At 63.7% G+C, this 23,285-nt stretch carries 22 protein-coding genes; 7 read left to right on the plus strand and 15 right to left on the minus strand.

Translation table 11 applies throughout. The features are described from left to right. Window positions 1-132 precede the first annotated feature (132 nt). Window positions 133-1,458, minus strand: coding sequence for a CoA transferase (locus tag FHS89_RS01300; RefSeq protein ID WP_184007673.1), 1,326 nt, complete (start codon window positions 1,456-1,458; stop codon window positions 133-135). 77 nt (window positions 1,459-1,535) lie between these two features. On the opposite strand from FHS89_RS01300, the gene FHS89_RS01305 reads away from it, so the two are divergent. Further along, entirely contained in the window at window positions 1,536-2,672 is a 1,137-nt protein-coding gene (locus tag FHS89_RS01305) for a citrate synthase (RefSeq protein ID WP_184007675.1), read from the plus strand. Here the strand turns inward: FHS89_RS01305 and FHS89_RS01310 are convergent. The 5 genes from FHS89_RS01310 to hslO form a co-directional block, all read right to left on the minus strand. Then, window positions 2,669-3,127, minus strand: coding sequence for a hypothetical protein (locus FHS89_RS01310; RefSeq protein ID WP_184007677.1), 459 nt, complete (start codon window positions 3,125-3,127; stop codon window positions 2,669-2,671). The genes FHS89_RS01305 and FHS89_RS01310 overlap by 4 nt on opposite strands. Further along, window positions 3,124-5,100, minus strand: coding sequence for an RND transporter family protein (locus tag FHS89_RS01315; protein WP_184007679.1), 1,977 nt, complete (start codon window positions 5,098-5,100; stop codon window positions 3,124-3,126). Before FHS89_RS01315 ends, FHS89_RS01310 begins: the two co-directional genes overlap by 4 nt. Further along, window positions 5,097-6,398, minus strand: a complete 1,302-nt coding sequence (locus FHS89_RS01320; RefSeq protein ID WP_184007681.1) for an FAD-dependent monooxygenase — start codon at window positions 6,396-6,398, stop codon at window positions 5,097-5,099. Before FHS89_RS01320 ends, FHS89_RS01315 begins: the two co-directional genes overlap by 4 nt. Before the next feature lie 73 nt (window positions 6,399-6,471). Then, window positions 6,472-8,322, minus strand: a complete 1,851-nt coding sequence (locus FHS89_RS01325; RefSeq protein WP_184007683.1) for a prenyltransferase/squalene oxidase repeat-containing protein — start codon at window positions 8,320-8,322, stop codon at window positions 6,472-6,474. 135 nt (window positions 8,323-8,457) lie between these two features. Further along, window positions 8,458-9,456 (minus strand): Hsp33 family molecular chaperone HslO, encoded by a 999-nt coding sequence (hslO, locus tag FHS89_RS01330; RefSeq protein ID WP_184007685.1) that lies wholly within the window; start codon window positions 9,454-9,456, stop codon window positions 8,458-8,460. A 160-nt stretch (window positions 9,457-9,616) separates the two neighbouring features. On the opposite strand from hslO, the gene FHS89_RS01335 reads away from it, so the two are divergent. After that, window positions 9,617-10,069, plus strand: a complete 453-nt coding sequence (locus FHS89_RS01335) for an NUDIX domain-containing protein (protein WP_184007687.1) — start codon at window positions 9,617-9,619, stop codon at window positions 10,067-10,069. Here the strand turns inward: FHS89_RS01335 and FHS89_RS01340 are convergent. Further along, the gene (locus FHS89_RS01340) at window positions 10,059-10,880 is read right to left on the minus strand and encodes an ABC transporter permease (RefSeq protein ID WP_246413505.1); all 822 of its coding nucleotides are present in this window, start codon (window positions 10,878-10,880) and stop codon (window positions 10,059-10,061) included. The two genes, FHS89_RS01335 and FHS89_RS01340, sit on opposite strands and share 11 nt — an antisense overlap. A 59-nt stretch (window positions 10,881-10,939) precedes the next feature. On the opposite strand from FHS89_RS01340, the gene FHS89_RS01345 reads away from it, so the two are divergent. Beyond that, window positions 10,940-11,581 carry a LysE family translocator gene (locus FHS89_RS01345; RefSeq protein ID WP_246413507.1) on the plus strand — a complete coding sequence of 214 codons (642 nt, stop codon included), beginning with the start codon at window positions 10,940-10,942 and terminating at the stop codon, window positions 11,579-11,581. A 4-nt stretch (window positions 11,582-11,585) separates the two neighbouring features. Here FHS89_RS01345 and FHS89_RS01350 read toward each other — a convergent pair whose 3' ends face one another. Continuing rightward, window positions 11,586-11,963 (minus strand): nuclear transport factor 2 family protein, encoded by a 378-nt coding sequence (locus FHS89_RS01350; RefSeq protein WP_184007689.1) that lies wholly within the window; start codon window positions 11,961-11,963, stop codon window positions 11,586-11,588. Window positions 11,964-12,095: 132 nt separating this feature from the next. Between FHS89_RS01350 and FHS89_RS01355 the strand changes: the two genes are divergently transcribed. Then, the gene (locus FHS89_RS01355) at window positions 12,096-12,710 is read left to right on the plus strand and encodes a GcrA family cell cycle regulator (protein ID WP_184007691.1); all 615 of its coding nucleotides are present in this window, start codon (window positions 12,096-12,098) and stop codon (window positions 12,708-12,710) included. Between the two features lie 70 nt (window positions 12,711-12,780). Next, window positions 12,781-13,428 (plus strand): hypothetical protein, encoded by a 648-nt coding sequence (locus FHS89_RS01360; RefSeq protein WP_184007693.1) that lies wholly within the window; start codon window positions 12,781-12,783, stop codon window positions 13,426-13,428. Between the two features lie 18 nt (window positions 13,429-13,446). Here the strand turns inward: FHS89_RS01360 and phoB are convergent, their stop codons facing one another. The 7 genes from phoB to FHS89_RS16400 form a co-directional block, all read right to left on the minus strand. Continuing rightward, window positions 13,447-14,148, minus strand: coding sequence for a phosphate regulon transcriptional regulator PhoB (gene phoB, locus FHS89_RS01365; RefSeq protein WP_184007695.1), 702 nt, complete (start codon window positions 14,146-14,148; stop codon window positions 13,447-13,449). A 24-nt stretch (window positions 14,149-14,172) separates the two neighbouring features. Continuing rightward, on the minus strand, window positions 14,173-14,898 hold the full coding sequence (gene phoU, locus FHS89_RS01370; RefSeq protein ID WP_184007697.1) for a phosphate signaling complex protein PhoU: 726 nt from the start codon (window positions 14,896-14,898) through the stop codon (window positions 14,173-14,175). After that, window positions 14,898-15,686 carry a phosphate ABC transporter ATP-binding protein PstB gene (gene pstB, locus FHS89_RS01375; protein ID WP_425502768.1) on the minus strand — a complete coding sequence of 263 codons (789 nt, stop codon included), beginning with the start codon at window positions 15,684-15,686 and terminating at the stop codon, window positions 14,898-14,900. Before pstB ends, phoU begins: the two co-directional genes overlap by 1 nt. Before the next feature lie 33 nt (window positions 15,687-15,719). Next, the gene (gene pstA, locus FHS89_RS01380; RefSeq protein ID WP_184007699.1) at window positions 15,720-17,501 is read right to left on the minus strand and encodes a phosphate ABC transporter permease PstA; all 1,782 of its coding nucleotides are present in this window, start codon (window positions 17,499-17,501) and stop codon (window positions 15,720-15,722) included. A 19-nt stretch (window positions 17,502-17,520) separates the two neighbouring features. Continuing rightward, the gene (gene pstC / locus FHS89_RS01385) at window positions 17,521-18,897 is read right to left on the minus strand and encodes a phosphate ABC transporter permease subunit PstC (protein WP_184007701.1); all 1,377 of its coding nucleotides are present in this window, start codon (window positions 18,895-18,897) and stop codon (window positions 17,521-17,523) included. Between the two features lie 146 nt (window positions 18,898-19,043). Further along, window positions 19,044-20,033 (minus strand): substrate-binding domain-containing protein, encoded by a 990-nt coding sequence (locus tag FHS89_RS01390; RefSeq protein ID WP_343051302.1) that lies wholly within the window; start codon window positions 20,031-20,033, stop codon window positions 19,044-19,046. A 114-nt stretch (window positions 20,034-20,147) separates the two neighbouring features. After that, window positions 20,148-21,434, minus strand: a complete 1,287-nt coding sequence (locus FHS89_RS16400; protein WP_184007703.1) for an ATP-binding protein — start codon at window positions 21,432-21,434, stop codon at window positions 20,148-20,150. Between the two features lie 165 nt (window positions 21,435-21,599). On the opposite strand from FHS89_RS16400, the gene FHS89_RS01400 reads away from it, so the two are divergent. Both FHS89_RS01400 and FHS89_RS01405 read left to right on the plus strand, forming a co-directional pair. Beyond that, window positions 21,600-22,022, plus strand: a complete 423-nt coding sequence (locus FHS89_RS01400; protein WP_184007705.1) for a DUF1178 family protein — start codon at window positions 21,600-21,602, stop codon at window positions 22,020-22,022. 26 nt (window positions 22,023-22,048) lie between these two features. Beyond that, on the plus strand, window positions 22,049-22,921 hold the full coding sequence (locus tag FHS89_RS01405; RefSeq protein ID WP_184007707.1) for an S-methyl-5'-thioadenosine phosphorylase: 873 nt from the start codon (window positions 22,049-22,051) through the stop codon (window positions 22,919-22,921). The last annotated feature ends 364 nt before the right edge of the window (window positions 22,922-23,285 follow it).

Genomic DNA, 23,285 nt, shown 5'->3' on the forward strand with positions numbered 1-23,285 from the left:
TAACCATGAACGTCACAAATATGAACAAAATGGCGGGTAAGGCGCTGCCCTTGACGTAAAGTGCCGGGGATTCGTGCCGATCCGCGCGGGAATGCGCAACTTTCTATCGCCTTTTCATGCAACCGGGAGGCGTTACCACGCCGCCGGATCAACGCGCAGCCGCCCCGCTGCGCGGGGCCAACTCGGGCCTGCGCCATCAAGCGTTCCGGGAAAGATCACGCGCCGCGCGGGGCCCCAATCGGTCTGTTCGACCGATTCGGACCAATCCGACACCAGATCGCCCAGCGCAGCACCGCTCAGATCGCGCGCGCCTGCCTGTGTCAACACGCCCGCGACACGGGCGAGGGACAGGCGCGCGGACCATGCCTTTCCCGTCGTTTGGCGCCTTCGCAGCGCGCGCAAAACCGCCGCAGCCATGAGATACCCCGTGCCATGGTCAAGCGCCTGCACCGGCAGCGGGCGCGGTCTGTCGCCCGCCGTCAGACGCATTCCTTCACAGGCGATACCGCTGCTCATTTGCACGAGGCTGTCGAACCCGCGCCGCCCGGCCCATGGCCCGGTCCAGCCATAGGCATTGAGCGACACGTCGATCAGGCCCGGCGCGATGGCCTGTCGTGCCTCCGGCCCAAACCCCAGCGCCTCAAGCGCCCCGGCGCGGTAGCCATGCACCAACACGTCCGCCTTAGACAGCAAATGGCGGAACGTGGCGCGGTCCTCCTGCGCCGTGAGGTCAAGACCCGCGCGCCGTTTGCCCAAAGTGACTTCCGGCTCAACCCCCGGCTCACTCCACCAGGCCGGATCAATGCGCAGCACATCCGCCCCGAACCCGGAGAGGAACCGCGTGGCCACAGGCCCGGCCAGCACCCGCGTGAGGTCAAGCACGCGCAACCCTTTGAGCCGGGTGTCGCGCGGTGCCACTCCCGTGGCCTCCCACGCGATCAGCGGCTCAGCGGCAACCGCCTGCCCCTGCGGATGCCGCTGCCATGTGTCGAGGCTGTGCATCGCAGCCGCCGCACCGCCTGCCTCCACGATCGCCCGTTCAAGCGCGTCTTTGGCCCATGTCGCGACGCGCGCAGCCACCTGTTCCCGCTCTGCCGGTGTGCCCAACACGGACAATGCGGCATCCCGATGATGCGGCGCGTTCGTGTGCAGGCGAATCCAACCATCCGCCGCTTCATAATCCCCGGCAATCGCATCCCACGCGGAAGGAAGCTGCCATGCGTCAGGCTTGAGCGTCATGTCGAACCATTTGAGCGCAAGCCGCCGGTCCACGACCGCCCTGCCCGCGCCAGTCAGCGCCGCCACCTCCCCCATCGCGGCACAGATCGTGGACAGGGCAAGGTCGGACACCGCGAAGCAGGCCGGCAATTCCCCTTCGCCCGTCACGGTCAGCCCCTCGAATGCGGGCAAATCGGTGCCCAAGGCGGCTCGGATCTGAGCATCAAAATTCGGGGTCATGGCAGGCTCCTTCGGTTTGGTTGCAGGGAGTGGAGCGCGCGATTGACCGGCTGTAAATCTTGATCAATATAATCAATATGAAATCGGATGATTGGATTGACGGGGCTGCCGCCTGCGCACTGCTTGGTGTGAAGGCGCAGACGCTCTACGCCTATGTCAGTCGCAAGCAAATCCGCGTTCTGGCCGATCCCGCGGATGCGCGGCGCAGCCTTTATGCCCGCACCGATGTGATCGCCCTTCAGCGCAGCAATCGGCGGCCCCGTGCCCGCGCGGCGGTGGCCGAGCAGGCCATTCGCTGGGGTGATCCGGTGCTGAGCACCGCGATATCGGAGTTGCGCAACGGGGTGGTGTGGGTCCGTGGCCGCTCCATCCTATCTTGCGCGCAAGACATGACATTGGAGGAGGTCGCGGCCCATTTATGGCAAGTGGAGAGCGTCACCAGCCCCGCCGTCACACCGCCACAAAGGGCGGCGCGCCCCCTCGCCCGCGCGATGACCTATCTGTCCGGGGAGGTCAGTGACGCGCGCCCCCTTGCCGCCCTTCCCAGTGCCGCAGTGGCGCGCATCGGCGGCACGCTGATGTCTGGCGTCGCGAATGCCCTGCTGGGCCAGGCGGCAGGCGGACCGATCCACGAACGGTTCGCGCAAACGTGGGGTGTGAATGCTCAGGAGGCAGAGGCGTTGCGCCGCGCGCTGGTTCTATTGAGCGATCATGAGTTGAACCCATCGACCTTCGCCGTGCGGGTCGCCGCCTCCACCGGGGCGAGCCTGCCTGCCGCGTTGCTGAGCGGCATGGCCACTCTCAGCGGCCCACGCCATGGCGGGGCGGGGCATCTGGCGCAGCGGGCGATCCGTGCCGAACTGTCCGGCGCGACCGACCGCTTCCTTGCAGAGCATGCAGCGGACCCTCCCTATGCGTTCGGCTTTGGCCATCCGCTTTACCCCGATGGGGATCCGCGAGCGGTGGATTTGCGCGCGGCCCTGCCAGCGGCGCACCCGGCGCATCTGGCGCTGGCTCGTCTGTCGGCGCTGTTGGGCATTCCGGCGAATATTGACGGGGCGCTGGCCGTTTTGGGGCTGACTTTTGATCTGCCGGAGGACGCAGCCTTCATCCTGTTTGCGACCGGGCGGCTTGCCGGATGGATCGCCCATGCACGCGAGCAGGCCCAAAGCGGGGAGATCATCCGCCCCCGCGCCCGCTACGCCGCCCCTTAATCCGGGGACAGGTCCAGCACTCCAGCCCCCAGATTGGGACTGTCGAGCGACAGGATCAGCCCCGTGTCCGATTGCGTCAGGTCCAACACCCCGGCCACCGGATCGGTCAGTGTGAGGCGCGCCGCGTCCGCCACGAACGCCAGCGGCACCGCAGTGCCATCGGCGCGCGTGACCGTCACCGCGCCAACCGCGCCAGACGGGTCATAAGCGATCAGCAGGGGTACCGTCTGCGCCTCTTGCAAGGTTGCACAGCGCAGCGTCAGGGTCAGCCCCTCTGCCCCGGCGTCCTCCCCCCGCAGGCGGCACATCAGGCGAAGCTGATGCCCCGTATCGGGATGGACGAGATGCCCGTTGCCGCTCCATTGTCCCAAAAGGCGCTCTTTCGGCAACGCAGAAGCAGGGCCGCCAGCCAAAAGCCACAGGACCGCACAGATCGCAGCAAACATCCGGGTCATCGTCCCGTCCTCCACCGCAGGAAAGCGGGCAATAGGATCAGATCACCGATCCAAGCGATGCACAGCGCCACGACCATCAGCGCGCCAAAGGTCTGAAGCCCCGGCAGGCCGCTCAAGCCCAACACACTCAGCCCCGCGATGAGCGTAACGGTGGTCAAGGTGATCGGCTCCATCGTTTTGCGCAATCCGCGCCCGATCGCGAGCCTACCCCGCCCCGCGCGGGAGGCCCATAACAGATGCGCCGTGTCATCCACCACGATGCCGGACGCCACGATCATCGCCACGGCGGCAGACACATTCACCCAGCCCACCGACAGGGCCATCGCCACCTGAATTGCAAGAAGCGGCAGGATATTGGGCAAAAGGCTCGCCATGCCCGCCCGACCGGAACGCAGCATCGCGGTCAGGATAAGCGCCTGCGCGAGCACGCCGACCACCAGCACAAGCTGAAGCCGCGCGATCGCGCGGGTGATCGTATCGGCCACCCGCAGCGGATAGCCCAGAAGCGTGATGTCCCCCATGGGCGCAAGCCGCGCACGCAAAGCCGCCGCTTCGGCCCTGATGTCCCGCGCGCTGGCCCCCAGCGCGATGGGATAGGGCAAAGCGATCCGCCCCCCTGACAGGCGCGCATTGCTCAGATCCTCCGTCGCGGCCCCATCGCCCGCGCCATAGAGGAGGCTCAGCGCGCGCTGCTCCGCCGCCGCATCGGCTGCGGGGATAATCGCAAAGAGGGGTGCCATCGACAGGCCCGCCGCGATCCCGTCCTCTACCGCGTCGGCAACCGCTCCGGCGGGCAGGTTTTCCTCAAAGGTGAAATCGGCCGGAACCGACAGCGCCACGCCCATCCCAAGGGCGGCCAGCCCAAGTGCCGCGGGCCGCAACAAGGCACCCTGCCGCGCCATCCGGCGCTGAAACCGGTGAAGGGCGGCGATCATCCGGCGGCGCGGGCCAGTGGGGCCTTTCCTTGGCCCGCGCGCTGGCACACAGATCGGGCCAATGATGACAACCGCCAGCCAAAGCGTGACCATCCCGACACCGCCGCAAATCGCCAGCCGCTCCATCGCAACGCTGCCCTCCAGCGCGAGGGAGGCAAAGGCCAGTGCCGTGGTTCCCGTGGTCACTGTGATTGCGGGCAGCACCGCGCGCAGCGCCCGCCGCCCATCCTCTGCGGTGTCCGCCGCGCGGCGCAGATGCAGCATATCCGCCAGCCCCAGCGTCAAAAGAATCGTCGGCACCAGCGTGTTGAACACATCAAGCGGCATGCCAAGGGCCGCGATCAGCGCCAGATACCAGACCACCCCGATCCCCGGCGGCAGCATCAGCAGCACCGCAATGCGCAGACTGCCGAACCACAGCACGACAATGCCCGTGCTGACCGCTGCCGTGATCAGTGGCAAAAGGAGGTTATCGCGCGCCAATTGTCGCTCGATCACTTGCTCCGCCGCAACCGGGCCGATAGGGCGCAGGCACAACGCGGCCTCCGCCGGGCAGCGGGTGAATTGGTCCGGCAACGCGTCCAATGCTTGCCTGTCGCCTTGCACGAAAAGGAGGGTACTTTTCAGATCCTCCCCGATTAGGAACGGGCCGAACCGCGTCGCCTCCCGCGCTGCGCGGAGTGCAGGCGCGGCCTCCATCATGCCCTCTGCGGCCAGAACAAGCGGCGCGCGGCCATCCTGCTCAATCGTGAAAGGGGAGATCACCTGCGCGACGCCCGGCGCGAAGCTCAACTCAAACACCAGATCGGACAGGGCAGCGATAAACCCGTCATGCCCTTCCCCCCGCCATGTGGCGAGCAGCGTCACCGTAGGATCCTGCCAGCGGTCAAGCACGCGCGCGGCGTCTGACCCGTCAAGCGGGGCTGCGCGCGCAATAGCGGAGGTCATATCCCCCTCCACCCGGAGGGAGGGCAGCATAATCGCGCTCAGCAGCGTCAGGCACAGGATGGCCGCGATGCGCGCGCCAAGGCGGATCATGGATTGACCGGATCGGACAGGGTTGGACCGTCTGGGATAAGCCCTGCCAATTCCATCCTCGGCCCACTTGCCCGCCGCACCAGATAGCGGCGCAGCATGGGCAACGCGGCAAGCGCTGTCAGCCCATGCGACCGCAGCCCGGGCACCAATGGCGCCTCACTGCCAAACAGGGTGAGGATCGCATTCGTCGTGCGCGCCATGAGCCGCGCATCCCCCCGCCGCGCCCGGTCATAGCGGCGCAGCACGCTCGCGTCTGACAGCGACGTGCCCGCCCGGCGCGCAGCAACCAGAATGCGGGTCAGCGCGGCGACATCCCGCAGCCCATAATTCAGCCCTTGCCCGGTTACCGGATGAAACACATGCGCCGCATCCCCCACAAGCGCCACCCCCGGCGCGATAAACCGGCGCGCACAGGAGGCAGACAGCGGAAATTGCGTCACCGCGCCCACCGGCTCCACGGGGCCAAGGATCGGGGCGAGCATCTCATTGAGGCGGGCGCGAAACGCGTGCTCGGGCAAGGCGCGCAGGGCTGCGGCACTTTCCTTCCGGTCCGCCCACATGATCGACGCGCGATCCGGGCCAAGCGGCAAAACCGAAAGCGGGCCACCCGGCAACAGGCAAGCATAGGCCGTACCATGGCGCCGTGGCGCGCGGTGGCGGACGGTCATCACCAGTGCCGTCTGATCAAACAGCACGCGGTCTTGAGCAATCCCCGCCAAATCCGCCGTTGGCGAGCGCCCGCCATCGCAGCCAATCACGAGCGCGCTGCCCGCAACCGCTCCGTTCGCGAAAGTTGCCCGCATCTGCCCACCGGCCCGTGCGAGTTTGCGCAAGGACAGCCCATGGCAAAGCTGCACGGCCTTTTCCCGCTGGATCCGCTGGGTCAGCACTGCCCGCAAATGCCGTTCTGTCAGGATATGGGCGAGCGGGCCGTCCTTGGGCCGGTCCTGCTGAAAACGAACCGCGACATCGGGGCAGGCGGCCCGTGCGGCGCTTTCTCCCACATGGATATGATGCACCGGCACGGCATGGGGTTTGAGATCGTCCCACACGCCCAGATCGCATAATAACGCCCGAGAGGGGCCCGTGAGGATATAGGCCCGATCACCGCCAGCATGGACCGCATCCGCCGCCGCTTGCTCTGCCAGTGTGACGGACAGGCCCGCGCGCGACAGGGCAAGCCCCATGGCAAGGCCGACCACGCCAGACCCGATAATCGTAACATCGCGGCACCCGAGCGGCAGGTCGGTCGCCGACCCACTACGCCCTGCCCAGCCGATCGCGGCTGGCGCAGTCATGGCCGGGCCGTCCCCAACTCCCTGCACGCATTCGTCCCACATGAGATCATTAACGCGGCGGCATCGGATCGTGTCAACAATCCTGCGCGGTGCTGTAGTGCTGCAAAGCTTGTGTCGCCTCATAGGTGGGGGTGGAGGTGAAATCCGTGTACCACACACCCGGTATCCCGGCAGCATAGAGCATCTCACAGGACCACCCGCCCTCGGCATCCTGATGCTGCAACAGCCACTGCGCCGCACGATGGGCAACAGGGTGGCGGCCCTGCCCTGCGGCGACGAAGGCCCGCAACACGCAGGCGGTGTGAAACGGATTGGACGGTGCAGAGGCATAGTGCCCTTCGATCAGCGACACTGGCGCCTCGCCAAATCCGCCATCCGGCTGCGCGATCCGCTCAAACCACGACAGGGCATCCGCGATCCGTGGATCATCGCTCCGCCCATGCTGCATCAGCGCACCCAGCCCATAGGCCGTGCCGTAGATGTAATGCGTGAACCAGCGGCAAAGCCACCGCCCCTCTGGCCCCGCCGCATCGACAAAGCGCAACGCGCGGCGCGCGGCATCGCCCGCCCGTGGGACAAGGTCGGACAGGCCCTGCACCTCCCCCATTGCCACGCGCTGCAAAAGCCCCGCCGCGCGCGCTGTCAGCACGGGGCAGGCCGTGTCGGACAAGAACCAGCGCCCGCCGCCCAGCCGCCGAACCCAGCCGCGATCGTCCCGGTCCCAACTGGCCCAGCCGCCGTCCCGCCCTTGCATCGACAACAGCCAATCGACGCCATCCCGCAGGGCGCGCAGATCAGGCTCATCCGCGCGCATCAACACACCAAGCGTGAGCACCGTATCGTCCACATCCGGGTGCATCCGCGTGTTGTGCTGAAAGCTCCACCCCCCGACAGCCGGATAGGAAGCGCGCGCCTGATAATCGCCCGGATGATAAATTTGCTGGCTCAAAAGATAGGTCTGCGCATGGGCGATCCGCGCGCGATCCTCCGGCGCGCCATGATCCTGCAAGAGGGTGGTAAAGAGCGCCGTGTCCCAGATCGTGGCATCCGTGAAGGCCTGCCACCGCCCGTCCGCGTGGGCATGTTGCCAGCCTTCCAGCGCGGCAAAACCAGCATTGATTTCAGGGGCAAACCGGACCGGGTCCGCTTCGTGAAGCGCGCGCAGGACAGCCGATGTCAGATGCGTTGACGAAAAGAAGGAGCCATCGGCCTCCTGCCGGGCAAGCAACCATTGCAGTGCCGCCTCAACCCGCCCGCCCCGGCCCCCCAACCGATCCGCCGCGCGCAACGCCCTGCTGAGGGCCGCAGCCCCGCCACCAAAGGCCGCCCGTGCCGCACTCAGCCAAGGGGCGCGCCATTTGGGCACCGGGGGCGCGGGCCGGGGCATCGCGACCGCTTGTATCACCCCCATCGCCACTAGGGCGAGCCGCAACACGCCGAAATCATGGATATTGGGGTGCATCCATCGGGGCACCGATAAGAGGCGCAGCGAGACATGCGGAATTTCGTCCCATCGCAAATCCCCGTGATGCGCGAGATAGCCAAGCCAGAACCCGTCGATCCGGGGGGGCGGCAGGGTCTCCAGCCAGCGGGAGGCCGCCTGACAGGCATGCTGCCCCTCTGTCGTGGTGGCATATTCCAACGCCATGGCGCAGACGGCGGTGACCTCCAACGCCTCCCCGCCACCGATCCACCCCTCCCATGTGCCATCGGGCTTTTGGGTGGCGGCGAGATACCGTTCCAGCGCGCGGGTCTGCCCGGTCGCTGCGCGGCCAAGCTGGGCATGGGTGGCGAGGGTGAATGCCGTGATCCGTGGATCGCTGCGCACGGGTAGAGACCACGCCCCATCACTGCGCTGCCGCGCCCGGACATAGCCTATCGCCCGGGACAGGCCATCGGCGAGGGCAGCTTGACTGGGGGGCATGGTTTGCGGATGCGGCATGAGCGGCGGCTGCTTATTGGTCAGGGCGGATGATCCGCCATTGCCCAACCTTAACAGAGCCGCTCGCGCTGCCTAGCCTATGGGATGCCTCGGCAGAGCATCCGCCGGGGCTGGGCGCTACCCTTGCGAGGGGTCGCTTTCAAATCCGACCGTGGCCGGATCGAGCACATAATGCGCGCCGCAGAACTGGCAATCGGCGGTCACAGTGCCCTCCTCGGTGGTCATGGTGCCGATATCCTTGGCCGAATAGATCGACAGGGACTGGCGGACCTTTTCTTCGCTGCAGGTGCAGCCGAACTCGACCGTCTGCGGGTCATAGACGCGTGGCCCTTCCTCATGGAACAGGCGCAGCAGGAGCCGGTCGGGGGCCACATGCGGGCCGACAAGCTCGGTCAACTCGACCGTTTCAAGGAGCGTGTTCACGCGGGTCCAGTTTTCCTGCACCGTCTCATCCATCAAGTCCTCCGCCCGCATCAGGCCGGTGTCATCCCCGCCATCCTCGGTCTGGGCCACATGCTCTCCTGCGGGCGGCATATGCTGGAGCATGACGCCCCCGCCCCGCCAGCGCGGCGCGTCCTCCCCGGTCATCTGGGATTGGGCGCTGGCAATGGCAAAGCGGGTCGGCAACTGCTCTGACTGCGCGAAATATGCCTCCGCACAGGAGGCAAGCGAGCCACCGGCAAGCGGCGTGATGCCCTGATAGGGTCTCATCCCTTGCCCCTGATCAATGATGATCCCGAAATACCCCTTCCCGAACAGCGAAAACGGCTCGGCATTCAGGTCAAGCGTGTCCTCGTCATATCCGGCATAAGCGCGGATGCGCGCGGGCGCGCCGTCCTTTTCGGGAGCGTAGTAATCCGTCGCGATCAGGCGCACGGCGCCCTCCCCCCGGATCTGGAGCGACAGTTTCCAGCGCAGCTTGATCGTTTGCCCGATGAGCGCGGTCAGCATCGCGGCCTCCGCTACAAGGGCGGCGACAGGCATGGGATAATCATGCTGGGTCAGGATCTGCTCAAGCGTATCGTCCAACCGCGCCACGCGGCCCCGCATGTCGGATTTATCAAGCTGGAAGGGCAGGATGATGTCATCCCACGCCATTGTATCTGCGGATGTCATGGTAAGGCTCCGGAAAACTCGGGTAAGGGCGTCAGATAGTATGCCTGACCCCACTTGAAAACCCCCCGGCGAGGCGGGGGCGGTTTGGCGGGGTGCATCCGCTTGATTCCCGGGCATGGACATGATCCGGTCTGGCGCATCGGAATGAAGGAGGCCAGTCATGCGCCGCTTTGGCGAACGATATGTGCAGGGCGCGCCCTATCGCGACCGTCCGGGGGCATATGGCATCATCGGGGATGGCGCGGGCCGCATCTTGCTGGCGCACAGCACGGGCAAGGATGGCGGTTGGCTTTTGCCGGGCGGCGGCGTTGATCCCGGCGAGGGGCCAGTGGCAGCCCTGCATCGCGAGGTGATGGAGGAAACCGGCTGGCGGATTGCCCCGCGTCGGCGGCTGACGGTCTATCAGCGCTATGTCTTTATGCCCGATTATGGCTGGTGGGCGCGGAAGGTGTGCCACATCTATCTGGCGCGGGCGGTCCTGCCGCTCCGTGACCCAACGGAGCCGGATCACACGCCCATCTGGCTGTCAGCGGATGAAGCCGCGCGGCGCCTGACCGTGGGGGCGGAGGCGCACGCGCTGCGCACGCTTATCCGCTCCGGCGTTAGCTTTTGAGCCGGTAGCCCCGGTCCACCATCCACCACGCCATCGCGTATAGCGCCACGCAGGTGCCAATCACCACGACCGCGCCCAACACGGGCGAACTGTCCGACACCCCCAGCACGCCATACCGCGCCCCGTCGATGACATAGAAAATCGGGTTCGCGTGGCTCAAATCCTGCATCAGTTGCGGCAACACTTCGATGGAATAGAACGTCCCTGACAGGAACGAGAGCGGCGTGACGACGAAATTCGTGATCGCGGCCATCTGATCAAACTTGTCCGCGTAGATCCCGGCCAAAAGCCCGACAAGCGACATCATCACGGATCCCAGCACCACAAACAGCACCGCCCAGCCCAGATGCGACACGCCGATCCCCAACAGTGGAAAGAAGATCGCGGCGACCGCAATCGCCACCATCACCCCGCGCAACAGCCCGCCCGCAACATAGCCGAACAGGATTTCGGACGCGCTGAGCGGCGGCATCAGCGTATCCACGATATTGCCCTGCACCTTGGAGATCACGACAGAGCTTGATGTATTGGCAAACGCGTTCTGGATCACGGTCATCATCAGGATGCCCGGCACGATGAATTGGGAGAAAGGCACGCCCATCACATCCCCGCGCCGATCGGCCAGCGCGAGCGTGAACACCGCGATAAACAGGCCCGCCGTTGCCAAGGGCGCAAGCAGGGTCTGGGTCCAGACATTGGTGAAGCGCATGATCTCCCGCTGGGCGAGGGTCAGCGCGCCAAGCGTGTTCACACGGCCAAACCGGCGCTGGCCCATTTGTTGGGTTGGGTCAGTGGGATCGGTGGCTTGCATTTGGCTATTCCTTCGCGGTCTGAGATCGCGTTACCTAATGCCAAACCGCGCCCTCGGCAATGAAAGACCCTCCGATGATTGATCCTGCTGCCCTGTTGATCTTTGTTCCCATCGCGCTGGCGCTCAACCTGACGCCGGGGGCGGATATGTTGTTCTGCCTTGGTCAGGGCGTACGAAGCGGGCCATCGGCAGGGCGGGCGGCGGCATGGGGCGTGGCGGTGGGCGCGCTGATCCATACATTCGCGGCGGGGCTTGGCTTTGCGGCCTTTATCGCCGCGCATCCGGTGCTGTTTGAGGTGATCCGCTGGGCCGGGGTGGGATATCTGGTGTGGCTGGCCCTTCAGGGGTTGCGGTATCCGATCACGACGTTGGAGCCCACGCAGGTGGGACGTGCGAGCGTTTGGGGCGCGTTCCGCCGCGGGGTTGTGGTGAATGTGCTGAACCCGAAAATCGCGCTCTTTTTCCTCGCGCTCATTCCGCAATTCGTTGAGCCGGATCGCGGGCCGATCCTGCTGCAATTCCTGATCTTCGGGCTGATCCTGAATGTGGGCGGGACGAGCATCAACCTTGTGGTCGGGAGCCTCGGCGGTGGATTTGCCCGGCTGCTGGCCCGCAACACGGGTGCGGCGCGGGCGCTGCAATATGGCACCAGCGCGCTGTTCGTGATGCTGGCCGCACGGCTGGCGCTTCAACCGCGCTGATGGCTTACGGCTGGATGCTGACCCAGTCTGCCCGCCATGGCGGTGCGGGAAAGGGATCGGGCCAGTATTCGACCTGCCGCCGGATCAGACCGCCCGCAACGCTATGAAAGGTGACGGCGGTGGCGCGCACCGTGCCGTCGGTCACGTCCACATCCGTCACAACCTCCACCCCGTCCGCGATGATCCGCTTGAGCGTAAAGCGCCAAAGACCCGACGCAGGGTAAGCGGTGTTGATCGCGGCAAAATTGGCGCGACCCGTGATCACCTCACCGCTTTGCGGCCAGATGCCTTCAAAATCCGGCGACAGGTGCTGTGATGCGGCCACGAAATCATTGCTGGCCATCGCCGTCCAGAACGCCCTGACCACCTCTTTTGCATCCATGACTTCGCACCCTTGTATCCACCGCGCCAAACTATAAAATAGAGAGCAACCGGGATTTCCCTCATAGCTCAGGGTCAAGTTGCGGCACAACATGTGCCGTGCTCCCGTTTTGGAAAGCCGAAAGGATCGTTCATGTCCTGGACTGACGAACGCGTAGAGAAGTTGAAAACCATGTGGGGGGAGGGGAAATCCGCTTCCGTCATCGCCAAGGAACTGGGCGGTGTGACCCGCAATGCGGTCATCGGGAAGGTGCATCGCCTTGGCCTGTCGAACCGCACGACCACCACGACCAAGACCGCCGCCGCCGCTGAACCCGCGAAGGCAGAGGCCGCACCCGCACCGAAACCGGCAGCGGAAAAGCCAAAGAAACCCGCGCCGGAGCCGAAACCGGCCCCTGCGGCCGCGGCCACGCCCGAGCCAAAAGCAGAGCCTGCACCCGCGCCCGTGCACATCCCGCGCAGCAAGCCGCAACTGATCCCCGGTCAGCCCCTGCCGCCGCAACCTACCGGCAACGAGGTCAGCCCCGAAACGCTCGCCAATATCGCGCAATTCGAGAAAAACGCGAAGAAGCTGACGCTGATGCAATTGACCGAACGGACCTGCAAATGGCCCATCGGGGATCCTGCGACGGACGATTTCTGGTTCTGCGGGCATCCTTGTGCGGCAGGAAAACCCTATTGCGAACAGCACGTTAGCATCGCGTTCCAGCCAATGTCCTCGCGCCGGGATCGTCGCGCGTCTCGCTAATCCTTCCCCGAATCGGGTGGGTCTGCTTTACTCTAGGTAAGGTGGGCCACTCGTTTTGAGGACTGACAGGATGCGATTTTCGATATCGGCCCTGGCAACCGCCGCCTGTGTTGCCACCTATTCCGCCAGCTTTGCGCAGGACGGGTCAGAGCATGGCTTTGGCGTGACCGCTGGTGTGGGCAGCATGGGGTTGGTGATCGAACCCAGCTACCGGCTGAACGAAAGTTTCGGCCTGCGTGCGCCCATCGGCTTTGGCTCCTATTCCACCAACCTGACCTTTGAGGGGATCAACTACGATTCGAAGCTCACCATCGGCGGGGTCGGGTTGATCGCGGATTTTTATCCGTTTGAGAGCGGATTTCGCGTGGGCGGCGGCATCTGGGCAGGGAATGAAAAGGTCGATTCCCGCTCCACCATCACGACGCCAACCCAGATCGGCAACACGGTCTATAACAACGCGCAGCTTAACACCCTGATCGACCCAAAAAACGATGTGCGCCCCTTGGCCACCATCGGGTATTCCGGGCACCTGTCCCGTTTTTCGGTTGATATGGATATCGGGGTGATCGGGAACAGCGCGTTCAACGTGAACATCACGGAGACGACGGGCACCGTCGCGCAGGCAGATATCGACGCGGAAACAGCGCAGATTCGGCAGGGTGCTGCTGACCTTGAGTTTCTGCCCTTCCTGAAATTCGGCGCACGGCTGTCGTTTTAGCGCGCGACGCCCTTCAGATCAGGCCGACGCCTTATATGTCTCATCCAGCGCGTAGCCCGCAGACCGGACCGTGCGCACCGGATCAGGCTCGCCCCGCCGGTTAAGCGCCTTGCGCAGCCGGCCCACATGCACATCCACCGTGCGGATCTCGACATAGACGTCATGCCCCCACACGCGATCAAGCAGTTGTTCGCGGCTGAACACCCGGCCGGGGCGCTGCATCAACACGTCGAGCAGGCGAAATTCCGTGGGGCCAAGATGCACATCGCGGCTGCCCCGGCGCACGCGGCAGGTTTCCCGATCAAGCGTGATATCGCCAAATGTCGCCACATTGCCCGCGATGGTGGGGCGCATCCGGCGCAGGAGGGATTTGATCCGGGCGACAAGCTCGGTCATCGAAAACGGCTTGGTCAGGTAGTCATCCGCCCCCGTCTCAAACCCGCGCAGAAGGTCATCCTCTTCCCCGCGCGCGGTGAGCATGATCACCGGCACTTCGCGGGTTTCAGGGCGGGCGCGGACTTGCCTGCAAATCTCGATCCCCGACATATGCGGCAGCATCCAATCGAGCACGATCAGATCGGGCATATCCTCGTCAATCGCGAGGAGCGCCTCATCCCCATCCGGGGCATGGCGCACCTCAAACCCCTCTTTCCCGAGGTTATAGGTCAGCAGTTCCGCGAGGGCTGCATCATCCTCAACGACCAGAACCTTGGCACCCATCGGTTTGCCCTCCGTTCAACCCGCCTAGAGCCCGTCCAGACCGATCGGCTCGCCTTTTGGCCGATCATCGCCTAGCGGCTCACCTTCCACGATGTAGTAGACCATCTCCGCGATATGGGTGGTGTGATCGCCCATCCGCTCAAGGTTTTTCGCGATGAACAGGAATTGCGAGCCAAGCCCAATCATGCGCGGGTCTTCCATCATATAGGTCACGACCTCGCGGAAGATGGAGTTATACATCTCATCCAGTTCGATATCGCGCCGCCAGACGGCGACCGCCAGCGGCGTTTCGCGCGACGTGAACGCATCAAGCACTTCGGTCAACTGGCCGAGCGTCTGGTTCCCCATCCGCACGATGGAGTTGGACAGATGCGTCGGACGGACGGATGCGAGCGCCACGGCCCGCCGGGCCACGTTCTTAGCCAAATCGCCGATCCGTTCCAGCGTCGAAGCCATCTTGAGCGCGGAGATCACCAGCCGCAAATCCTGCGCCATCGGCTGACGCAGCGCGATGATGCGGGTCGCCAGCTCTTCGACTTCCATTTCCAGCCGGTCGAGCCGCTTGTCCTTGGCCACCACGTCCTGTGCGAGCTGCGGATCGCGATTCTTGATCGCTTCGAGCGCGTTGACCAGCATGTCCTCGGTCAGACCGCCCATTTCGGACAGTTTGGCCTGTACGGCGATCAGATCATCGTCAAAAGACGAAACGATATGCTGGCCGCCGTGATGTTTGAGATTCCGTTCGCTCATTAGCCGAACCGCCCTGTGATGTAATCCTGCGTCCGTTCGTCCTCAGGATTGGTGAAAATCGTGCTGGTCGCGCCGTATTCCACCAATGTGCCAAGGTGGAAAAACGCGGTCTTTTGGCTAACGCGCGCGGCCTGTTGCATGGAGTGGGTGACGATCACCACGGCGTAGTCCTGCCGCAGCTCGTCAATCAATTCTTCGGTCTGCGCCGTCGCAATCGGGTCAAGTGCCGAGCACGGCTCATCCATCAACAGCACTTCGGGTGCCGTCGCGATGGCGCGCGCGATGCACAGGCGCTGCTGTTGGCCGCCGGACAGGCCCGTGCCGGGCTGATCGAGGCGGTCTTTCACTTCGTTCCACATCGCAGCCCGCTTGAGGGATTTTTCAACCACTTCATCAAGCTCGGCCTTGTTCGCGACAAGCCCGTGGATACGCGGGCCATACGCCACGTTGTCATAGATCGACTTCGGGAACGGGTTTGGTTTTTGGAACACCATCCCGACCCGCGCGCGCAATTGCACCGGGTCCACATCCTTGGCGTAGATGTCCGAGCCGTCGAGGTGGATATCCCCCGTCGTGCGCGCGATGTCGATTGTGTCGTTCATCCGGTTCAGGCACCGCAGGAACGTGGATTTGCCGCACCCCGACGGGCCAATAAACGCCGTCACGGTGTGGTTGAGGATATCAACATCAACCGATTTGATCGCATGGGTATCGCCATAATAGACGTCCACATTGCGGGCGGAGATTTTGATATCGTTCGTGTCTACAGATTTGTCAGTCATGCGCATATTGGTCATGTTTTCGGTTCCCGTGTCCATGGTTTACCACCGCCGCTCGAAACGCTTGCGGAGGAAGACAGCCAGCGCGTTCATAATGATAAGGAACAGCAGCAAGACGCAGATTGCCGCTGCGGTTTTCGCTTCAAAGGCCCGCTCAGGGTTGCCCGACCAGCTAAACACGATCACCGGCAACACGGTTGAGCTGTCGGTCGGGCCAGTGGGTGCTTCGGTGATGAAGGCCACCAATCCGACAAGGATCAGAGGGGCCGTTTCCCCAAGTGCCTGCGCCATCGCGATGATGGTGCCCGTGAGAATCCCCGGCAGGGCGAGGGGCAGCACATGGTGAAAGGTCGATTGGAGCTTGGACGCACCAAGGCCAAGCGCCGCATCCCGGATCGACGGCGGCACCGCCCGGATGGAGGCTCTCGACGCGATGATGATCGTCGGCAGCGACATGAGCGCCAGCACGATCCCGCCGATGATCGGGGTCTGCCGGAAATCCTGCCCGGTCAACTGCAATAGCGCAAACAGGATCGACACACCCAACAGACCAAACACGATGGACGGCACGGCGGCGAGGTTGTTGATGTTCACCTCGATGAAATCCGTCACCCGGTTTTTGGGCGCGAATTCCTCCAGATAGACCGCCGCCAGCACCCCAATCGGCACCGCGAGCGTCGCCGTCACGATCAGCGTCCAGAAGGAGCCGACAATCGCGCCCCACACACCGGCAAGCTCGGGCTGGGTCGAGTCCGCGGCCTGGAAAAAGCGCCAGTTCAGCTTCGTCTCAATCGCGCCCGCGTCGCGCAATTCCTCGATCCAGATGATTTTCTGGTCAGAGATCGGGCGCTGCTGCTGCGGCACTTCGTTGATGTAGTAGGAATAGCTGGCGGGATCGGTGATCCGCTCGGCCATCGGCACGACGATCTCTGCCGTGGCCGTGTTGGTGCCCACACCAGTGATCCGCAGCCAGCCTTCGTTGACGTCCATATAGACGGATGGATTGGTTTCGAGCACTTGCTCAAACCCGCTTGGATCGCGGGAGCGGTTCATCAAATCGTCCGCTTCGGCGCGCAGGCGGTCCCGCTCCACCGCGCGGGCATCGGCGGTGGCCTGATTGAGTGCGCGCTCTTCTTCCGTTTCGGCAACGGAGGCGCGGCGTTCGAACTCGATCACGCCCGCGTCCTGACGCCCTGCTTCCTCAAGCCTGCGATCCGCCAGCTTGACCAGGTCCTGCCGCACCAGCGCCTGCATGCCTGAAAAGATCGGCGCATCCGCCACGATCTCCACCGTGTCGTCACCGATGAAATCGAGGGTAATGTCGATGCTGTTATCCTGCGGCTCCAGCGTGCCGAACGCGCCCTTCATATAGAGGTCGGTGACGTCGGAGGCGACGAATTCAAATTCGATCCGATCGCCAACGACCTCGGGGTTCTCCATCACATAGTCGCGCAATTCGAACACAGCGCCGGAGGAATAAAGGTCCGACAATTCCCGCCGGTTGGACCGGCCAGAGACATAAGGGAACATATCCCGGAACTCGTCACGCACGATATTGGCGAACCGCGCCTGGCCGATCACTTCGGGATCGCGGGTGTTGCCGGGATCAACCTCCTGCGGGATCGTGATTTCCGCGTTGATATAGGTCTCCGTAATCGCGAAGCGCGCGTTCAGCACCACGGAGGACAGCAGGATCACGAGGGCCGCACCGGCAAACGCGATTGCCGCGATCCCATATGCCTTAAGCCGCCATTCCGCCGCGCGCCGTTTCTTGAGCCGGTCTGCCGACGCTTTCGAGCCGTGCACCTTGGAAAGCTCAGTCATATCCACCATTGCATCAGCCTCAGTCGTAAAGTTCGCGGTACCGGCGCACGATCTTGAGCGCCAGAATGTTGAGTGCCAGCGTCACGCAGAACAGCGTAAACCCAAGCGCGAAAACGGGGCCGGAGGCGGTCGCAAGGTCGGTGTCCCCGGTATAGAGCATGACGATCTGCACCGTAACGGTCGTGACAGCCTCAAGAGGGTTCCACGTCATGTTGGCGCCCTGCCCGGCGGCCATCACCACGATCATCGTCTCCCCCACCGCGCGTGACACGCCGAGCAATACGGCAGACACGATCCCGGGAAGGGCCGCGGGCAGCACGACCTGACGGATCGTTTCCGCCTTGGTCGCACCCAGGCCATAGGAGCCATCCCGCAACGATTGCGGAACGGAGTTGATCACGTCATCCGACAGCGATGAGATGAACGGAATAATCATGATCCCCATCACCATCCCCGCCGCCAGAGCAGAGGAGGACGATGTGGCAAGCCCGATGGACTGCCCCAGATCGCGGATAAAAGGTGCAACGGTGATCGCCGCGAAAAAGCCGTACACAACCGTCGGAACACCCGCGAGGATCTCCAAGAGCGGTTTGGCCCATGCGCGCGTGCGCTTCGATGCGAAGTCGCTCAGATAGATCGCGGCAAACAGGCCCACCGGCACCGCCACGAGCATGGCGATGATCGTGATCATGAACGTGCCAAGGAACAGCGGCACGGCACCGACGCGATCCGGGTCAAGCTGGCCGTCCTGCACACCCGCCAAGGGCGACCATGTCGTGCCGAAAAGGAACTTATCGACGCGCCAGCCGATATTTCCGAAGAATTCCATGGTGGTGGAGATCAGCGACAACACGATCCCGATCGTGGTCAGGATCGCCACGGTCGCACAGGCAGCAAGGATCACGCGGATCATCTTTTCCGCGCGATTGCGGGCGCGCCATGCGAGCGACACCTTGTTATAGGTGATGTAGCCGGTCACCAGCGCCACACCCGTCGCCAAGGCCGCCGTCACCCAAAGGCGCAGCGTCTCACCCGCGCCGTAGGCATCCGCGATCCGTTCGCGCAGCGCATCCGTCTGGCTGGCCACACCGCCCGTCGCAATCGCGCGCGCATCGCCCAGCACCAATTGATGCACGATGTTCGGCTCACCCGGCAGGGCTGCCGCAATCTCGGCCATCAAGGTGGCTTCCAGCAGCGCCGACCATGACAGGCCCACGATCAGCAGCACCGAAATACCGGTCAGCAGCGTCCACAAAAGGCTATAGGCCCCATGATAGGCAGGGCGCGAATGCAGATTGGCCAAACGACCATCAGCAAGGCCGATTGCGCGATTGCGCGACAGCGCGAAAAACAAGAGCGAGAGTCCGAGGATCAGGATCGCGGTAAGGGGCAGCATGGCGGCTCCGTTTGTCAGAATGACTCGTCTGATGTCTGTTTGCGCGGCTTATGCAACATCTTCCATGACGGTTATGTGACAGTTTTGTAAAAAACGAGAAGGGCGGGTGCGACATGCACCCGCCCTCCCGGCAATCTGAGGTCAGATTACTTCTGGAGGTCTTCGATGGTGAGGTTCACGAGGTCGGAAACGTTTGCCTGGTTGATCGCAAAGCCTTCCTCGGACAGCGGGATCAGGCCGCGGTCAATCAGATAGCCATCTTCGCCAGCCGCTTCCTCAGAAGCAAACTCAGCCGCATACTCTTCGATGCCCGGGACAACGCCGACATGCGCTTTCTTGATGTAGTAGTAGAGCGAGCGGGACACCGGATAGTCACCTTCAAGGATTGCCTCAAACGTCGGCTCGACACCGTTGATCAGGGAGCCGTGGATCGCATCAGAGTTCTGATCAAGGAAGGAGAAGCCGAAAATGCCCAGCGCCTGCGGGTTTGCGGTCAGGCGGGACACGATCAGGTTGTCGTTTTCGCCCGCATCCACGTAGATTCCATCCTCACGGATATGCGCGGAGTTTTCGCAATTCGCGCCGGGAACGGTCTCACAACCCTCTTCCATGATCAGCTCTTCGAACGCGTCACGCGTGCCGGAGGACGGCGGCGGGCCGAACACTTCGATCGCCACGGCAGGAAGGGAGGGGTCAATCTCATTCCACATGGTCGGGAGCGGGCCATCTGCCGCGAGCGCCTGCCAAATCTGACCGATGGTCAGGTCATAGGTCGGTGCCGCGTTGGAGTTCGCGAGGACGATGCCGTCAAAACCGATCTTGGATTCGGTAACTTCAGTCACACCGTTCTCAAAGCAGGTCTCCAACTCAGACACTTTCATCCGGCGGGACGCGTTCGTCATGTCGGGATGCTCAACGCCAACACCGCCACAGAACAGGCGGAAGCCGCCGCCGGAACCGGTGGATTCGATGATCGGCGTGGGGAAGGAGGTGGTGTTGCCAAACTGCTCAGCAACCGCAGTTGCGAACGGGAAGACGGTGGAGGAACCAACGATCTGGATCTGGTCACGCGCGGTTGCGGCGGTTGCGGCGATGGCACCTGCGGCGGCGAGCGCGAAGATGTTTGTGGCTTTCACGGGGATACTCCGTTTTTGAATTCATTGCCCTCCGCCCGGTCCGGGCCAGAGGATCACCCCGTCTTTCGGGGATGGTGAATGTCTAACGAAAGCCGTTATCGGAAATATGACAGTCTAAGCGTCTGTTTTTTCGATACTTTCAGGAGCGGCGCTATCCTGGGCTGCGCCTTTTGCCATTGGAAACCACAGGGTGAATCGGCTGCCCTGCCCGAGGGTCGACTCAATCGCGAGGTCACCCATATGCCGTTTGACGATGTGTTTCACGATAGCAAGGCCCAGCCCGGTGCCGCCCTTTTCCATGCTCTGCTTGGCGGAGACGCGATAGAATCGCTCCGTCAGGCGGGGGATATGTTCGCGCGCGATGCCGGGGCCGCTGTCGACGACGGTGATGCCCACCATGCCGGGATAGCGCGTGTCCTCTCCGGCGCTTTGCACCGTCACGCCTGCGCCATCGCCGCCATATTTCATGCCGTTGTCGATCAGATTAACGAGCACCTGCACAAGCTGATCCCGGTCCCCCTTCACCAGCATCGGTGTGTCGGGCAAATCCAGCGTGAGGCGCGCCTCATATTGCGCGCGTTGCGGCTCAAGCCCGGCTGCGGCCTCCCGCGCGAGTGTATGGAGGTCAACCAGATCACCGGGGCGCACATGCTCTGACAATTCGATCCGCGACAGCGACATCAGATCATCGACGAGCCGCCGCATCCGCGCGGCCTGCTTTTCCATGATGCCCAGAAAATGCTCCCGCGCCTCTGGGTCGTCCTTGGCATGGCCCCGCAGGGTTTCGATATACCCGATGATGGAGGCCAGCGGCGTGCGCAACTCATGGCTCGCATTGGCGATGAAATCGCTGCGCAGGGTGTTGGCGCGGTATTGCTCCGTCTGATCCTCGATCTGGATCATGATCTGCTCATCCGGCCCGAATTCGCCACCCGCAGGCAAAAGGGCGATGTGCGCCACCACATGCTGCTGCGCGCGGGAGGGCAGGATGAAATGCACATGACGCTCCCGCCCCGTCTTGGCCACCGATTCAATCGCTTCGATGAAATCAGGTGCGCGCATCATGGTTGAGAAATGCGCGCCGGGTCTGATCCGGGGCAGGACGCGCGCGGCCTCTCCGTTGGAATAGGTCACACGCCCGCGCAGGTCGATCAGGATAAAGGGCGCGGGCATCCGGTCGAGCATGGAGCGGCTGAACCCACCCCGCGACACTGGCTCCCGCTGGGGGGCGGTCTGTTTCGGCTCGGGCGGATCAAGCACCATTTCCAGCGTGAAGGCCGCGAGCATCCCAAAGCCCAACACCACAAGGAACCGGCCAAGCCCACCCATATCGCCCACACTGGCCGCGGCAAACGCCGCAACCAAAGCCACACATAGAGCCGTCCAGAGCCGATTGGACACCGCGCACTCCCCGTCACATCCCGGAGTGTTCTAGCAGCCCAATTCCCGAATAGGGAAGGCCATTCAACGCCGACGCGCGCGTGGATGCTATCGGGAGACATGATTTGCGCCGCAACTCCGCGCGCCCTATATACAGGCTTGAGAACGAAAGGGGCAGGCTCACCAATGATCCGCTACGCGCTGAAATGCAAAGACGGGCACCAGTTTGACAGCTGGTTTCAGGACAGTGCCACCTTTGACCGGCTGCAATCGGCCGGCCATGTGGCCTGTGCGGTGTGCGGCGTATCTTCGGTGGAGAAGGCGATCATGGCCCCGCGGGTCCGCACGAAAGAGCAGGACAACGCACCAGCTCTCAGCGCCCCTGCGCACCCGGCTGAGCAGGCGCTGCGCGCATTGCGCACGAAAGTCGAGGCCGAAGCGGACTACGTTGGCGACACCTTCGCGACAGAGGCCCGCCGCATCCATGACGGTGAAGCACAAGACCGCCCGATCTGGGGAGAGGCCAAGCTTGCCGACGCAAAATCGCTCGCGGAGGACGGGATACCAGTGGTGCCCCTGCCTTTCGCCCCCACACGCAAAACCAACTGACCAAGCAGGACACGGACGGAGGCCCCATGACACGCACGAAAATCGGGATCATCGGGGGGTCTGGCCTCTACGAGATTGAGGGGCTGGAAGGGGCGGAATGGATCAGCGTCGACAGCCCATGGGGCGCGCCGTCCGATGCGCTGTTGAGCGGGACGCTGGATGGAGTTGAGATGGTGTTCCTGCCCCGCCACGGGCGCGGCCATGTACATAGCCCGACGACGGTGCCCTATCGCGCGAATATTGACGCTCTGAAACGGGTGGGCGTAACGGATGTGTTCAGCGTCTCCGCCTGCGGCTCCTTCCGGGAGGAAATGGCGCCGGGGGATTTCGTGATCGTGGACCAGTTCATCGACCGGACCGTCGCACGGGAGAAGAGCTTTTTCGGGACGGGATGCACGGCACATGTCGCGCTGGCCCATCCGACCTGTGCGCGCCTGTCCGATGCTGCGGAGACCGCCGCGCGCGGCGCGGGGATCACCACCCATCGGGGTGGCACATATCTTGCGATGGAAGGGCCGCAATTCTCGACACTTGCCGAAAGCAAACTCTATCGGGAGGTCTGGGGCTGCGACGTGATCGGGATGACCAACATGCCAGAGGCGAAACTCGCGCGCGAAGCGGAGCTTTGCTATGCCTCCGTCGCGATGGTGACGGATTACGACAGCTGGCATCCCGACCATGGCGAAGTGGACGTAAGCGAGGTGATCAAGACCCTGCTGGGCAACGCCGATAAGGCACGCAACATGGTCGCCGCCCTGCCGGGCCTGTTGGGCGCGGAGCGTGCCATTTGCCCCCATGGATGCGATCGCGCCTTGGATACGGCAATCATGACCGCCCCCGAAAAACGCGACCCTGCGCTGATGGCAAAACTCGACGCAATCGCAGGGCGGGTGCTTTAACAGCGCGCTCCCGCCCGTCGTTCCGTCGCTGCGCTCCGTCCTCCCGTTGGGCCGGGCCGGTGCTGGCGCACCGGTAAGAGATTTATGCCTCCGGCGGGGTATATTTGAAGAAAGTGAATTGGACTTGGCGTGGCGAGAGCAGCCCCCGCGATTCGGCCGTGGGTCAAGGCCCGAGGCACGAGCGGCCTTGACGCGCGGGCGAATCGTAGCTGCACAATCGGAAGCGTGATTTGAGGAACAAACCTGTTCCTCAAACACCTCAGCGCAATCTTCCCTTTTCGCGGCGCTTCATTCCATTCCGCGCGTTTGGGCGCAAACGCTGCCCCGCAGCGTTTGTCTCTCGCCCTCACCCCAAAGGGAGGCG

The sequence above is a fragment of the Rubricella aquisinus genome, from assembly GCF_014199445.1.
Taxonomy (GTDB): domain Bacteria; phylum Pseudomonadota; class Alphaproteobacteria; order Rhodobacterales; family Rhodobacteraceae; genus Rubricella; species Rubricella aquisinus.

Excerpts from the sequence above, each read along its gene's own strand:
- phoU (WP_184007697.1), bottom strand. The coding sequence starts at position 14,898 with ATGAGCGAACGGAATCTCAAACATCACGGCGGCCAGCATATCGTTTCG.
- FHS89_RS01345 (WP_246413507.1), top strand. The coding sequence starts at position 10,940 with ATGAAAGACCCTCCGATGATTGATCCTGCTGCCCTGTTGATCTTTGTT.
- FHS89_RS01350 (WP_184007689.1), bottom strand. The coding sequence starts at position 11,963 with ATGGATGCAAAAGAGGTGGTCAGGGCGTTCTGGACGGCGATGGCCAGC.
- hslO (WP_184007685.1), bottom strand. The coding sequence starts at position 9,456 with ATGACATCCGCAGATACAATGGCGTGGGATGACATCATCCTGCCCTTC.
- FHS89_RS01405 (WP_184007707.1), top strand. The coding sequence starts at position 22,049 with ATGACACGCACGAAAATCGGGATCATCGGGGGGTCTGGCCTCTACGAG.
- FHS89_RS01315 (WP_184007679.1), bottom strand. The coding sequence starts at position 5,100 with ATGATCCGCCTTGGCGCGCGCATCGCGGCCATCCTGTGCCTGACGCTG.
- pstC (WP_184007701.1), bottom strand. The coding sequence starts at position 18,897 with ATGCTGCCCCTTACCGCGATCCTGATCCTCGGACTCTCGCTCTTGTTT.
- FHS89_RS01305 (WP_184007675.1), top strand. The coding sequence starts at position 1,536 with ATGAAATCGGATGATTGGATTGACGGGGCTGCCGCCTGCGCACTGCTT.
- FHS89_RS01320 (WP_184007681.1), bottom strand. The coding sequence starts at position 6,398 with ATGACTGCGCCAGCCGCGATCGGCTGGGCAGGGCGTAGTGGGTCGGCG.
- FHS89_RS01400 (WP_184007705.1), top strand. The coding sequence starts at position 21,600 with ATGATCCGCTACGCGCTGAAATGCAAAGACGGGCACCAGTTTGACAGC.
- FHS89_RS01335 (WP_184007687.1), top strand. The coding sequence starts at position 9,617 with ATGCGCCGCTTTGGCGAACGATATGTGCAGGGCGCGCCCTATCGCGAC.
- FHS89_RS01300 (WP_184007673.1), bottom strand. The coding sequence starts at position 1,458 with ATGACCCCGAATTTTGATGCTCAGATCCGAGCCGCCTTGGGCACCGAT.
- FHS89_RS01355 (WP_184007691.1), top strand. The coding sequence starts at position 12,096 with ATGTCCTGGACTGACGAACGCGTAGAGAAGTTGAAAACCATGTGGGGG.
- FHS89_RS01340 (WP_246413505.1), bottom strand. The coding sequence starts at position 10,880 with ATGCAAGCCACCGATCCCACTGACCCAACCCAACAAATGGGCCAGCGC.
- FHS89_RS01310 (WP_184007677.1), bottom strand. The coding sequence starts at position 3,127 with ATGACCCGGATGTTTGCTGCGATCTGTGCGGTCCTGTGGCTTTTGGCT.
- pstB (WP_425502768.1), bottom strand. The coding sequence starts at position 15,686 with ATGCGCATGACTGACAAATCTGTAGACACGAACGATATCAAAATCTCC.
- pstA (WP_184007699.1), bottom strand. The coding sequence starts at position 17,501 with ATGACTGAGCTTTCCAAGGTGCACGGCTCGAAAGCGTCGGCAGACCGG.
- phoB (WP_184007695.1), bottom strand. The coding sequence starts at position 14,148 with ATGGGTGCCAAGGTTCTGGTCGTTGAGGATGATGCAGCCCTCGCGGAA.
- FHS89_RS01360 (WP_184007693.1), top strand. The coding sequence starts at position 12,781 with ATGCGATTTTCGATATCGGCCCTGGCAACCGCCGCCTGTGTTGCCACC.
- FHS89_RS01325 (WP_184007683.1), bottom strand. The coding sequence starts at position 8,322 with ATGCCCCCCAGTCAAGCTGCCCTCGCCGATGGCCTGTCCCGGGCGATA.